The 12,906-nt window shown below is 67.9% G+C and carries 12 protein-coding genes and 2 pseudogenes; 7 read left to right on the forward strand and 7 right to left on the reverse strand.

All coding sequences use genetic code 11. The annotated features are described in order from the left end of the window. Nucleotides 1–70: 70 nt before the first annotated feature. Nucleotides 71–1,255, reverse strand: coding sequence for an acetate/propionate family kinase (locus ACFQ7F_RS32915; protein WP_383278510.1), 1,185 nt, complete (start codon nt 1,253–1,255; stop codon nt 71–73). Nucleotides 1,256–1,452: 197 nt separating this feature from the next. On the opposite strand from ACFQ7F_RS32915, the gene ACFQ7F_RS32920 reads away from it, so the two are divergent. Next, nucleotides 1,453–2,457 carry an FAD-dependent monooxygenase gene (locus tag ACFQ7F_RS32920; protein WP_383278474.1) on the forward strand — a complete coding sequence of 335 codons (1,005 nt, stop codon included), beginning with the start codon at nt 1,453–1,455 and terminating at the stop codon, nt 2,455–2,457. 13 nt (nt 2,458–2,470) lie between these two features. On the opposite strand, the gene ACFQ7F_RS32925 is transcribed toward ACFQ7F_RS32920, so the two are convergent. The 3 genes from ACFQ7F_RS32925 to ACFQ7F_RS32935 form a co-directional block, all read right to left on the reverse strand. Then, complete coding sequence (locus tag ACFQ7F_RS32925) at nt 2,471–2,599, reverse strand: hypothetical protein (RefSeq protein ID WP_383278477.1); 129 nt, start codon at nt 2,597–2,599, stop codon at nt 2,471–2,473. A 391-nt stretch (nt 2,600–2,990) separates the two neighbouring features. After that, a complete protein-coding gene (locus tag ACFQ7F_RS32930; protein ID WP_383278480.1) occupies nt 2,991–4,109 on the reverse strand; it encodes a fatty acid desaturase family protein in 1,119 nt (372 codons plus the stop codon). Between the two features lie 7 nt (nt 4,110–4,116). Beyond that, on the reverse strand, nt 4,117–5,172 hold the full coding sequence (locus ACFQ7F_RS32935) for a ferredoxin reductase (protein WP_383278483.1): 1,056 nt from the start codon (nt 5,170–5,172) through the stop codon (nt 4,117–4,119). Between the two features lie 86 nt (nt 5,173–5,258). Here ACFQ7F_RS32935 and ACFQ7F_RS32940 point away from each other — a divergent pair, with 86 nt between their 5' ends. Beyond that, on the forward strand, nt 5,259–6,398 hold the full coding sequence (locus ACFQ7F_RS32940; protein ID WP_383278486.1) for a PucR family transcriptional regulator: 1,140 nt from the start codon (nt 5,259–5,261) through the stop codon (nt 6,396–6,398). Nucleotides 6,399–6,905: 507 nt separating this feature from the next. After that, entirely contained in the window at nt 6,906–7,244 is a 339-nt protein-coding gene (locus ACFQ7F_RS32945; protein WP_383278489.1) for a thioredoxin family protein, read from the forward strand. Between the two features lie 497 nt (nt 7,245–7,741). Here the strand turns inward: ACFQ7F_RS32945 and ACFQ7F_RS32950 are convergent, their stop codons facing one another. Next, complete coding sequence (locus tag ACFQ7F_RS32950) at nt 7,742–8,437, reverse strand: L,D-transpeptidase (RefSeq protein WP_383278492.1); 696 nt, start codon at nt 8,435–8,437, stop codon at nt 7,742–7,744. A 788-nt stretch (nt 8,438–9,225) separates the two neighbouring features. Between ACFQ7F_RS32950 and ACFQ7F_RS32955 the strand changes: the two genes are divergently transcribed. Both ACFQ7F_RS32955 and ACFQ7F_RS32960 read left to right on the forward strand, forming a co-directional pair. Then, nucleotides 9,226–9,402: a hypothetical protein gene (locus ACFQ7F_RS32955; protein WP_383278495.1), complete on the forward strand. Its 177-nt coding sequence runs from the start codon at nt 9,226–9,228 to the stop codon at nt 9,400–9,402. Between the two features lie 221 nt (nt 9,403–9,623). Beyond that, nucleotides 9,624–9,860: a hypothetical protein gene (locus ACFQ7F_RS32960; RefSeq protein WP_383278498.1), complete on the forward strand. Its 237-nt coding sequence runs from the start codon at nt 9,624–9,626 to the stop codon at nt 9,858–9,860. Nucleotides 9,861–9,909: 49 nt separating this feature from the next. Here the strand turns inward: ACFQ7F_RS32960 and ACFQ7F_RS32965 are convergent, their stop codons facing one another. After that, nucleotides 9,910–10,506 carry a hypothetical protein gene (locus ACFQ7F_RS32965; protein ID WP_383278501.1) on the reverse strand — a complete coding sequence of 199 codons (597 nt, stop codon included), beginning with the start codon at nt 10,504–10,506 and terminating at the stop codon, nt 9,910–9,912. Nucleotides 10,507–10,823: 317 nt separating this feature from the next. On the opposite strand from ACFQ7F_RS32965, the gene ACFQ7F_RS32970 reads away from it, so the two are divergent. Further along, nucleotides 10,824–11,303, forward strand: a complete 480-nt coding sequence (locus ACFQ7F_RS32970; protein ID WP_383278504.1) for an Imm26 family immunity protein — start codon at nt 10,824–10,826, stop codon at nt 11,301–11,303. Between the two features lie 190 nt (nt 11,304–11,493). Here ACFQ7F_RS32970 and ACFQ7F_RS32975 read toward each other — a convergent pair. Then, nucleotides 11,494–12,307: pseudogene (locus ACFQ7F_RS32975) on the reverse strand (IS5 family transposase); the annotation flags it as partial. Between the two features lie 74 nt (nt 12,308–12,381). Between ACFQ7F_RS32975 and ACFQ7F_RS32980 the strand changes: the two are divergent. After that, nucleotides 12,382–12,622 (forward strand): annotated as a pseudogene (locus tag ACFQ7F_RS32980) (hypothetical protein); the annotation flags it as partial. Nucleotides 12,623–12,906: the final 284 nt, after the last annotated feature.

Consider the following 12,906-nt stretch of genomic DNA (forward strand, 5'->3'; position numbering starts at 1 on the left):
GTCGGAAACCCCTCGCAAGCGTCAGGGCCCTGTACATGGACTCCGTTTGTCGACGGGGCGGCGGCTCACCTCAGCGGTGAGCCAAGAGAGCCCGGGTCTCCACGTTGATCTGCTGAGCCTCACCAGTGGGAACGACCACGACGGGAACTCGCGCGCCGGGCTCGCTGATGATTTCGGGACGTTCGGCGACCAGCGGTCGCAGCCCGCCCGTGAGGCCGAACACAGACAGCCCGGCGCACACCTCCTCACGCACCTCAGGCTGGTCCTCGCCGATCTCGCCGGTGAAAACGAGAGCGTCCAGACGGCTCAAGGATGCGGCCATCCCGGCGATGCCGCGACGGCACTGATGGGTGAAGACGTCAAGAGCGAGTGCGGCACGCTCGTCGCCTGCCGCCCGGCTGCGGACCAGGTCGCGTGTGTCGTCCGAAGTGCCGGAGAGGGCGAGCAGACCGGACCTGTGGTTCAGAGCGTCCTCGATCTCGTTCGCAGACACATTCTTCCGTGTCTGCAGCCAGGTCAGGGCGCCAGGGTCGACGCTGCCGCTGCGGTGACTCATCACCAGACCCTCCAAGGGCGTAAAGCCCATCGTCGTGTCGACACTGCGCCCATCACGCACCGCACAGGCGGAGCAGCCACCGCCAAGGTGCACCATCACCAGGTGCAGCTGCTCGGGACGGCGGCCGAGGAGTTCAGCGGTGCGGGCCAGCGCCCAGGCGTAGGACAGGCCGTGGAAGCCGTAGCGGCGCAGTCCGTACTCATCGCGCCAGCTGGAAGGTACCGCGTACTCCCGTGCCGCAACGGGTAAGCCGACGTGGAAGACGGTGTCGAAGCAGGCGACGTGCGGAACTCCCGGCAGCAGATCCCGAGCCGCGTCCAGAACGGTCAGTGCTTGGGGAACGTGCAATGGCGCGAGGTCTGCCACCTGGTTCAAGCGGGCACGCACAGCATCGTCCAGCAGAGTGTGGCTGCGCAGCTCCGATCCGCCGTGGACGATGCGGTGACCCACAGCTGTAGGAGCCGGCCCTTCCTTCAGCAACTGCCGCAGCGATCCGGTCGCCCCCTCGCCAGGCGGAGAGTCACTGTGGTGTTCGTTAAGGACTTGACCATCGTCCCCGAAGACCGTCAGACGCAGGCTCGATGACCCCGCGTCAGTCACCAGTACCGGGCTGGTTCGTGTGCGCACACACCGATCCTCTCCCTCGTTCCGCAAACATCTCTCGAAAGAGGTTTCATGACTTTCGTAGCGGGCTTCCACGCCCCGGCACTGAGTACCCGATCCGATCTCACTGGAAACAGAACGGTGCGCTGAGCGAGCCCGGCAGACCGGCAATCGGCGTACTGATCAGCACCGATCAGCAGGGCGCTCAGACCCACTGGCGACTTCCCATCGCCGCTACGGCCGATGTACGGCAACAGAACAGAAGGGCAGCCCACCTGGCCAGTGCGATCGTCGTGAAGGGGCCCGCGATCCCGGCCGCCGACCGCATGGGCATCCTCCCGCAGCTCCGCGGGCTCGCCACCCGCAATCGGTCACTGACCCTGCTCGACCCCGGCGGCAGGCGCATCCTGCAGCTCCCGCTCACCTCGGACGAGGCGCCGACGGTCGAGGTGACCCGAGCCGACCTGTCCGAGGTGCTCCACCGGTCGGCGCAGACCGAGGCCGAGTTCGTGTTCGACGACACGGTCACTGCTCTTGAGCAGGACGGAGGTGGGGTCGACGTCACCTTCCGGCGGTCCCCGCCACGGCGCTTCGACTTGGTAGTCGGTGCCGACGGGATGCACTCCACCGTACGGCGCCTGGTATTCGGACCCGAGCGGCAGTTCGCGAGCGACCTGGGCCTGTACGGCGCGACCGTGCCGCTGGAACCCGACGCCATCGAGGACCCGAGCGAGATGACGATGCTGACCGTGCCGAACCGGATGCTGGTCGTCCACCCCTCGCGGACCACTCCGCTCGCGATCTTCACCTTCCGGGCCGCACAGTCGGCGCCCCACGACCGCAAGAACATCGCCCTTCACAAGCAGACCGTGGCCGACGCCTACGCCGACGTGCGGTGGCGCGCACCGGAACTCGTAGCGGCGTTCCTCGACCACCCGGCGCCGTTCTTCGACCCCCTGACCACTATCCGGGTGCCCTCGTGGTCCCGCGGACGGGTCGTACTGCTCGGGGACGCGGCGGCGGCGGCAGCCCTGCTGGGCGACGGGTCCAGCATGGCGATGGCGGGCGCGTACGCCCTCACAGAAGAGCTCGCCGCCCATCCCGGTGATCACGCCCGCGCCTTCGCCGCCTACGAGTCGCGGCTCCGCCGAGAGGTAGGTCCGCGGCAGCGACGCGTCGGTCTGCTCTCCAGGCTCATGGTGCCCCGCACCCGGCCGGGCCTCGCGGTGCGCAACGCGGTGGGCCGTGCGGTCGGTCGCACGAACCGGATCGCCTCTCGCAGAGCCGCGAACCGGTAGACGGAGCGGCAGGTCACATAACGCCGTCGAGCGCGGCTCCGGCCGACAGGTTCGCCGCGGCTGCGGCCATCTCGGGGAACGCCGTCCCCATGGAAGTGCCCCGCCTGGAGCGCAGCACCACGCGGCCGTCATCTACGGACATGCCAGCCCGGAATCCGCCCTACTTCGGCTCACCCGCCCACCCCGGCAGCAGCGCAGGGTCCGACACAGGGGCGGCGAGCATCGGTTCCGGCAGTGTCCACGTCATAGCCCATGCCTTCCACCCAGCCCGCCCGTCGGCAAACCGAGCGCGAGTACACACCCGACTACCGGCCCGACCACGGAAGGTCAGCCCACTACAACACCTCGCCGGGGGTTGTGTGCTGAGCTCCTGGCGCACGTCCAGGCAGCGCAGCCGGACACCGGGCTGCCCGGATCCCGTGTCGTACGGTCTGGTATCGCGGCCGGGGCCGCCCACCGTCCGTAACGGATCTCACCGAACCCGGCGGTGTCGTGTCGCCGGTACCGCCGAAAGATCTAACCGATGCTGGGCATCAGGCTGCGACGAGCTCCTGCTCGCGGTCCGGCGTCTTGACCTTGGGCTTCTTGTTCGGCAGCGAGAGCCGGAAGACCTTGTGCCACGCGGAGAACACCTGCTTGGGCAGCGGCCCGGTGACGTACTCCAGCTCGTACTTTTCGAACAGCGCGCGCACCTTCACCGCGACCTCGGCGTACCGGTTGCTCGGCAGGTCCGGGAACAGGTGGTGCTCGATCTGGTGCGACAGGTTGCCGGTCATGAAGTGCATGGCCCTGCTGCCGCTGATGTTCGCCGAGCCCATCATCTGGCGCAGGTACCACTGGCCGCGCGTCTCGCCCTTGATCGACCGGCGCTCGAAGACCTGCACGCCCTCGGGGAAGTGCCCGCACATGATCACCGAGTGGGTCCAGATGTTGCGGACCAGGTTCGCGGTGAACGTGGCGGCGAGAGTGGGGAGGAACGACGGGCCCGAAAGCAGCGGGTGGATCACGTAGTCCTTGAGGACCTGCTTGCGGATCTTGCGGCCCACGGCCTTGGCCCGCGCGCGGAACTCCGGGTTCTTGCGGCGGCGCTTGTGGAGGTTCTTGGCGAGCTCCAGGTCGTACGCTGCGATGCCGTACTCGAAGAAGCAGGCGTTGATGAAGTTCCACAGCGGCTGGCCGAGGTGGAACGGGTGCCACTTCTGGTCCTCGTCGACGCGCATGATGCCGTAGCCGAGGTCGTTGTCCTTGCCGATCACGTTGGTGTACGTGTGGTGCAGCTCGTTGTGCGAGTGCTTCCACTGCTCGGAAGGCGAGACGTGATCCCACTCCCAGGTGGTGGAGTGGATCTTCGGGTCCCGCATCCAGTCCCACTGGCCGTGCAGGATGTTGTGGCCGATCTCCATGTTGTCCATGATCTTCGCCACGGACAGACCGGCGGTGCCGATCAGCCACGCGGGCGGGAAGAGCGAGAACAGCAGTACGCCCCTGCTGACCAGCTCGAGCTTGCGCTGCGCCGAGATGACCTTACGGATGTAGGCGGCGTCTTTCTCGCCGCGGCCGGCGATCACCTCGTCGCGGATCGCGTCCAGCTCGCGGCCGAGCTCCTCGATCTGCTCCGCGGTCAGGTGGGTGGTGGGGTCGATGGCGGTCAAGGTGCTCCTACCGTTCGATGTCGCAGGGGCCCGCCGCGGCGGACACACAGGTCTGGATGAGGACGCCCGGCTCCGCCTCGGTTACCTCGCCGGTGCGCAGGTCGCGGACGGCGCCCGCCTTGAGCGGCGTGACGCAGCCGAAGCAGATGCCCATGCGGCACCCGGAGGGCATGAGCACGCCGGCCTCCTCGCCGATGTCCAGCAACGGCGTGGCGCCGTCCGCGTCGACGGTCTTGCCGGTGGCACTGAACGTGACCTCGCCTCCGTCGCCGGTGACGACGATCCCGGGGCGGAAGCGTTCGGTGTACAGGCGCTCTTGTACGCCGTGCTCGCTCCAGTGCTTTTCGGCGGCGTCGAGCAGGCCCGCGGGCCCGCAGGCCCAGGTCTCGCGCTCGGCCCAGTCGGGCACGAGTTCGTCGAGACGGGCGATGTCGAGCATGCCGTCTGTGTCGGTGTGCACCTCGGTGAGCCGCAGCTTCTTGTCCGCGACCAGGTCGTGCAGTTCGTTGCGGAAGATCACGTCTTGCGGCTGTGGCGCGCTGTGGACCATGACGACGTCGTCGAACTCGGTGTCGCGCAGCATGCCCATCACGGGCGTGATGCCGCTGCCGGCCGTCAGGTAGAGCACCTTGGCGGGCTTGGCCTGGGGCAGTACGAAGTCACCGGTCGCCTGATCGAGCTGGATCAGCGTGCCCGGTTTGGCCCTGCGGACCAGGTGGTTGCTGACCTTGCCGTCCGGGATCGCCTTGACGGTGATCGTGACGCGGCCGTCCTGGCGGTTTGTCGGCGAGGTGATGGAGTAGGCACGCCACAGGCGCACCCCGGCGACGTCGACCCCGATCCGCACGTACTGACCGGCTGTGTGGCCGCGCCAGCCCCGTCCCGGCCTGATCACGATGGTCGCGGCGTCACCCGTCTCGGGGTGTACGGCCTCGATGCGCCCACGCAGGTCAGCACCCGCACGCAGCGGGCTGACCAGGTCGAGGTAGTCCGACGGCAGCAGCGGCGTCGTGACCATCTCCAACAGTTTCCACGCCCTGCCGCGGAGGGCTGTACTCGTCATGGCTTCAGCTTGATGCGCCTCAGGGCGTAAAGTCCTGTCCGTAGGATGTGAATCTGGTCGGCTTGATTGTTCGCAGGGAACAAAAAATGGGGCATGCGATCCGGAGGGCCAGCGAACTGGCCCTGGATGAGACGACGGTCACCGTACTTCGGGCCGCGCTGAAGACCACCGCCGACGAGGTCGTCCAGGCGATCATCGACGAGGTCCCTCCCTACGCCAACGCCCTTTCGGGCCGCATGGGCGCCACCATCCGCCGAGCCGTCCGCACCGCCCTGGGGCACTACCTGGACCTCGCAAGCGGGCACGCCACCGGCGGCGACGCCGGTGACGCGGCCTACGAGCTGGGCCGCGGCGAGGTGCGCGACGGCCGTTCGATGGACGCCCTGCTCGGCGCCTACCGCGTCGGCGCCCGCGTGGCCTGGCGTTGCCTGGCAGCGGGCGCGGTACCCGCAGGTCTGCCCGCCGCCGAGGTCGCCAAGTTCGCCGAGCTGACCTTCGCCTACATCGACGAGCTCTCCGCCGCGAGCGCCGCGGGCCACGCCGACGAACTGGCCGCCCGGGGCAGGGCCCACGAGCGCCACCTGGAACACCTGGCCCGCGACCTCCTCGCCGGCGCGAGTCCGGACGTACTCCTTGCCTCTGTCCAACGGGCCGGGTGGCAGCCTCCGGATTCGCTGACCGCGGTCCTGCTCCCCGCCGCCCAGGCCCGGCCCGCCTACCGCACGCTCGACCCGAGCACCCTCGTCCTCGACGATCTGCCGGACGCCACCGGTGTGCTGCTCGTCCCCGACGCCGACCGGCCACGTCTCTTGCGGCAGCTGACCGACCGCACCGCCGTGGTCGGCCCGGCCCGGCCATGGACTCGTGCGTCCGCCTCGTACGCACGAGCCGTACGCGCGCGCTCCCTCTCCTCTGATATTCACGACACCGAGGACCACCTGCCCGAACTGGTGCTGAGCGCCGACGCGGACGCGTTCGCCGACCTGCGTGCCCGAGCCCTCGCACCGTTGCGGACCTTGCCTGCCGCGACCGCACGACGGCTGGAGGAGACGTTGCGGGCGTGGCTGCTGCACCAGGGCAGGCGGGACGAGGTGGCGGCGGCGTTGTTCGTCCACCCCCAGACGGTCCGGTACCGGATGTCGCAGCTGCGGGAGCTGTTTCCGGATCTCGCATCGCCACACCGGGTCCTTGAACTGACGCTGGCGGTCGGTCTTCGGGGCAGCTGACGCGTACGTCGACCGTCCACGACCGCATCCACGAGCGGTCCACGCGCGGTCCAGGAATCGTGACTCGTTCTCGGTGCCATCAGCTGGCTCATGTGCCCCGGGGAAGAGCGGTATCAGCCAGCCGGAACCGGAGGCTGAGGTGAAGACCAGACAAGGCCTCGACAAGCCCGTCGGGGGCGCTGTCTCTGAGAAGCGCGGTGGCGGATACGGCTCGACCGGATCCGGTGAACGATGCACACCGGCCCGCCCGTCGACGTACTCATCGAGCATCTGGTCGGCGATCTGGGCCGCTATGCCCTTAAAAACGGCCTTCATGTCGTCGTAGAGGGCGCTGTCCTGGCACGAGCTGACCCACGGGCGCGAGGCGGGCTGCAGCCGGGTGACCCGGCCGGGCGGCCAGACCGGGTCACCAGAGGCGGAGGGCCGGGCCGACCGACCGGGCAGGCCTGGCACACCGCGCGAGGGATGATGGGGATGGAATGACGGAATGTGAGGACAGGAGCTTGCATGGCGAAGCGGGTCCACCAACCCCGTGAGGACGCGGAGTTCAATTTCGTCCTCGGGATGAGCGGAGTTCCGGTCCTCGCGTACTTCACCGGGACATGGCCCAAGGCAATCGAGTCCTGCCGGGTGATGGACCTCGTCGTGGGTGACATCGCCGACGACTACACGGGCCGCCTGACGGCCGTCCGCGCCGACATCACGCGTTGTCCGGCCGCAACCGAGCGATACGGGATCACCGGAGCCCCGTCCTACGTCCTGCTGAAGGAGGGAGAGGCAGTGGCGCACGGCACGGGGCCTATGACCATCGCCGAGGTACGCAAGTTCCTGGACGGCCACCTCTGAGCGGCCGCTGCGGCACGCGGCCGCGACGCCCGTCACGTCTCATCTATGGGAGCTGCGCCCCCTGAGACACCTGTGGGCTGGGGCCCCCACAGGTCACATAACGCCGTCCAGGACGGTCCCCTCCGGCAGCGCCATAGCGGCCATCGCCAGGTACATCCACACGGAGGCGAGCGCAACGTCGATCGGGAACTCCACGGCTCCAGCCTGAACCGGCGGGCCCGGTCGCGCCCGCCGGCGGATGCCTTCACCGCCGTCCCCAGCAGGGTGTGCAGGACTGTCACGACGGCGACGCCGACCAGCAATGCGGCGCCGAAACCGGGGTGCTGGAAAGCTACGTAGGTTGACCCGGCCCCGGCGAGCAGCAGGAGGCCGGTGCGCACGTCGAGGGGCCATCCGCGCTTGCCCGCGGCTCGCGCTCCGGCCAGTCACTTCAGGAGGGCGCAGCTTCGTTCGGCGGCGCCCCTCGCGCGGGCCGTCGGATCTGCGAAAACGGCGGATCAGGTGCCGGGCTTGCGGCCGTAGACGAAGACGTCGTCGCCCTTGCGAAGCATGTTCCAGTACTGCACGGCGTCCTTCTTCGTCATGTTGACGCAGCCGTGGGAGCCCGGCGGGGACCAGACGCTGATGCCGACCGAGTGGAACGCCTGGCCGCCGTCGAAGAACTGGCTGTACGGCATCGGCACGTGGTAGATGCTCGACACGTGGTCGATGTTGCGCCAGTAGACCTTCTTCAGGCCCGTGCGGGTCTCGTGGCCGTTGCGGCCGGTGCGCACCGGGATCGGGCCGTACTTGAGGGTCTTGCCGTCCTGGATCCAGCTGAGCTGGAGCGTCAGGTCGACACAGGCGATGCGCCCCTTATCGGTCGGGCACTTACCCGCCTTGTTGGGGGTGTTGCCCACCGCTTTCTGCTTGTTCATGAGGTTCATGACGCCCCAGGTGACGCTGCCCGCGTACCCGGCGTTCGGGCTGATCTTGTGCTTGGTCTGAAAGGCCTTGATGACCTTGCAGTCAGCTGCCGACTGCTTGCCGTCCACCGGGCGGCCGAGGAACTTCTCGACCTGCTTCTGGTACGGCCCGGTCTGCGTCGAGCACGAGGCGGCCTGCGCACTGCCCGTGCCGAGCGCCACCGTGAGCGGGGCTACCAGCACGGTGATCCCCAGAGCCACGGCTCCTCGTCTGCGTATGTCCCCCATTGCTGCCCACTCCTCGTTCGTCCTTGCTCCGCGGGTCGGATCCCACCTGCTAGACGACGCGGCCCCGGGGTTCGTTGTAGGGCGAATCGACACAGGTGTGTAACAGAGGATGATTTGCCGCCCGGACGACCTCCCGCCCGCCTCCCCGGGCCTCAACCCCACGGACGACGGTCACGTGGGTGAGCACGTAGTCGAACCAGGGCGCCACGGGCCTCTCGAAGAACGACTAAAAAGGATGCCTGCACCTTATGATGCTAAATGTGGCGCCGTTCAGTCCCTCGTCAGGCGACAACTCGCCCTGCCTGTCGGCCCGCCACAAGTTGCCGGATGGCATCGAGACGTCGGGTGGCAGCCCCGGCAAGGCACCCCCGGGACGTACGACGCGTGACGGTGCGGTTGCCAACAGCGCTGCCGGAGATGGGCGACGGGCTCGCGGGCCCAGCGGCTCACCTCAAGAATGGCCGCCCGCCTGACGATCCATTCGCCTCACTTACTGAGATGAAGCACCAATAAGGCCCCCTCCGACGCCGCTTGCGCGACCACCGCCCTCCACGTTGCACTCTGCTCAAGCAACCCGGACGGCCCTGAGGCGCCAGTAGCCTCAGCGAGCGTCTCTGCCGCTCCGGCTCGTGGCGGCTGACGAACTCCTCGGCCCGCAGGGTGAACGCTGGACCCGGCCACTACCAGTGGGGAACCCGATCATGACCACTGCACCACAGCCAGACCCGGCCGCACCGAACCCGAGCCCGGCTCCGCCCATACCGGGTCCTCCCCCCCCAGGCACATGGATGCCGGCGGCACTGACCGCAATGGGCATCGTGCTGGCGCTGACAGTCTGCGCCGTCGCGGGAATCGTCATCCATGAATACCCGGCGTTGAAGGAACCCCTGACGGCGGCCTTCGGAACCATCAACACCCTGGGCCTGATCTCCGCCTTTGTGGTCTCGATGACCCACCGCCGATGATCCTGCAGGTACACCCGCTCCCCCCCACTCCGCAGAAGCAGCCCGCCAAGGCCTGCGAAGCCAATGCGCAGGATCCGCCATCCGCAGCACAGCAGTTCAGCGAGCGACACATGTCGTAACTGGACGGAAGACTGACAGGCGGTGCGGAAGCGCAGGACTGACTCCTCCATGAGGACGACGAAGCGCCGGCCGCCCTCGCAGAGGAACCGGGAGCGGGCGACGTGAGCGGTAACGGCCTCCGAGACGTCGTTGAAGGTGCCCTGGAAGGCAGTGGTCTGCTGCATGAGGGCGGTCGCGAACGCCGTGCGCGACCGCCCGGATCCCCCATCCCGGCATCGAGCAGGTCATGGACCCACGGCGGCAGCAACTACCGCATCACCTTCGACCAGCCGCCGGAACCGCTCGACGCCCTCCCGCGGCATCTCACCATCGAGGACTTCGTGGAACCAACGTCATGAGACAGCGCGCCTAGGGCCTGCGGCCGAGATCTGGGTGCCGCCCGGCGGGTCACGTCACGCCCTCACAGGGGTTGTAGTCCTTCTTCTTGGAACAGGATGCGAACCGCTTGGCGTACTCCCTGACCGCAGACTCGAACACGTCCTTGGAGGAGACGACCTTCCACTGGTTCTTCTCCACACCGAAGGTGCGGTCGAGTGTCAGCCGGGTTCGATCGTTGGAGAGGGTTCCCTTCACCACTCCGTAGTCGGCGAGGCCGTCAAGCTCGACCATAGTGCCGGTCCCGCGCCCGTTGAAGTCGGTTTTTGTCCGGACCTCACGTCCGGAGCCGTCGAAGTGCACCAACGTGTATTTCCCGACCACTTGGCCACCGGCGGGGAAGAGCTTGAAGGTCAGCATCGCGTGCAGTTCGCCGTCCACGGTCATGGCGACGTATGCACGAGGACTCGTCGCGTTTGCTGTCGTGCTCGTGGACTCGGGCCCGTCGCTGCTGTTGGCCGAAGCCGCGGTCGACCCGCCGGAGGTCGGTCCGGCCGCACCGTCAGGAGCACCGCCTTCGCCCTCCCCGCAGCCCATAAGCACAGTGGCCAGCAGCAACACCACTCCCCCGCCCCGTAACGCCTTCACCGCACCGCGTCCAATCTCCACATGTGGCACTCCCGGTTCCTGTGCGAAGAACTCACATGCCGGCGCCCGCAACGGTGCCGGCCGGATGCCAAGGTTCCCGCCCCTCGGGATGACTCGCAAGGCCGTCCGCCACACAGTGCAGCAGTCACGACCTGCTAGCGGTGCGCGCTCCTGTCGGGCTGCGGTTGGGTGTATCCGTGCCGACAGTCGCACCCCGGCCTCGCCCGGGATCCGATAGGGCCAGCTGGGCCCGGTGGCATTCAGGTTGCGGGCGGGGCAAACTGCCCCCAACCCGCCTCGGACTCGGAAAGGACCAATGCGCTGTGCCTTTGAGGAAGATGAAGGGCCAGCGTCGCCAGCACGAGGCGGGAGACGTATTCGCTCTCCAGCTGGGCGACGCGAGCTATCGGTTCGGCAGAATCGTCAACACCGGCGAGAGCGGGCCACAGGGCCGCTTCCCCGGGGGAATCCTCGCCTACCTCTACGACGTCCCCTCGGTGAGTCAAGACCCGGATCTTGGGCTGCTGACCCCGGACCGGCTGCTCATGCCGCCCTTCTTCACCATGAACTGGCTGTGGAACAAGGGCTACTTCCGCACCGTGGCACACGAAGTTCTGGCCTCTTCCCACGTTCTGCAGCGGCACTGCTTCTATGACGCGGGCGACGAGGGGTACGTCGACGAGACGGACAAGGCGATCCCCGAGCGCGTCGAACCGTGCGGATGGTTCGCCCTGACCAACTTCGAATACTTTCAACACGAGGTCGACGAGGCACTGGCGGGCCGACCGGTGCAAGGGGCGTACCCCAGGCAGAAGTAGCCCCCGGGCTCGCGTCCGGGCTCATGTCCGCACGCGCAGACACAGCGCAGGAGCAATTCGTGATGCCAGGTCTCCCGGCGCCTTCGATGGCCAGTCCTGTTTGGAGCCCCCGCCCACTTGGCGCGCTTCGCCCCGTGCCGATCTGGCTTGGGTGCGGCTCCCGCCTCATCCATCTGACTTAGAGGTGCTAACAAAGGCGTTGGACGTGGCGGTGGGTGATCAGGCAGGCGGCGAGGCCGAGGACGCTTCGTGGATGTCGTCGCGTCGTTCCCAGCGGATGCGTAGGCGGCGGAAGCCGTGCAGCCAGGAGATCATCCGTTCCACGACCCAGCGGAAGGTGCCCAGGCCGGTGTCGTGCGGCTGACCTCGTTCGGCTATCGCCGGGCGGCTGCCGCGGGCCCGCAGCAGGCGCCGGTACTTGTCGTGGTCGTAGCCGCGGTCGGCGAAGAGCATGTCCGGCCGACGCCGTGGTCGACCGACGAGACCGGTCACGGCCGGGATCTTGTCGAGCAGGGGCATCAGTTGGGTGACATCGTTACGGTTCCCGCCGGTCAGCGACAGCGCGAGCGGGAACTCCTGGCCGTCGGTGAGGACGTGGTGCTTGCTGCCCGGCCGGGCCCGGGCGACCGGGCTGGGCCCGCTTCTGGGCCTCGCCGAGCGGCCCGGACGTGCGAGGAATCGATCACCGCCCGCGACCAGTCCAGCTGGTCCGCCGACCGGAGCTTCTTCAGCAGCGTGACGTGCAGTTGGTCCCAGACGCCGGCCTCGTGCCACGCGGCAAGGCGCCGCCAGCACGTCATGCCCGAGCCGAAGCCCAACTCCTGCGGCAGGTACTCCCATTGGATGCCGGTGTAGAGCACGAACAAGATCCCGCACAACGCCTGCCGGTCCGGCACCGGCGGTCTGCCCTGGGCCTTCTTCGGACCCGGTTTCGGCAGCAACGGCTCGATGAGCGACCACAGTTCGTCTGACACGATCCACGGCCGCGACGGACGGTTTCCCATAACCAGACCTACGAGACGGCAGGCCGACAGGCTCATGATCAGCAGCTTTTGCGCTGGGGCCGACCGTCAAGACCGTCAGTCGCCCCAAAGGCGCAACCAGCTTCGTCCTGCTCCCGCGCAGATGGGTCGTGGAACGCTCACTCGAATGGATCTTGCACGCAAGGCGGCTGGTCAGAGACTACGAAAGACTGCCCGCCCACGCGGAAGCGATGGCCCCTCGCCCTCATCATCTTGATGAACCGCCGCCTCGCCCGGCCTACGCTCCACCCCACCGCTGCTGCCCTCTGTCCCGCAGCAGCCCTGCAGGCGGCCTGACCAGAGCTCTCGACTCCGCCGTCGGCGTACTTCGTCTACGCAGTGCCGAACCGCCACGACTACAGGTCTAACGCCATCTGTCCGGAGACTTCCAGGAGGGCCCGGCGTGTCTGGGCCCGGGTGCGGGCCTGGTGTTCCCGGTCGTGGTGCAGGTGACAACCCTGGCGCATCTTCGGCCAGTTGTGGCGCGTGACGGGGTTGGGTCATCTCCGGGCATTTGATGGGGTGCCTCGGCTTATCTGACTCACTCAAGGTAAGGCAAGTGCGCCTTGACAATTTGGAAT

Origin of the sequence: Streptomyces sp. NPDC056486, from assembly GCF_042795295.1 — a bacterium.
GTDB lineage: Bacteria > Actinomycetota > Actinomycetes > Streptomycetales > Streptomycetaceae > Streptomyces.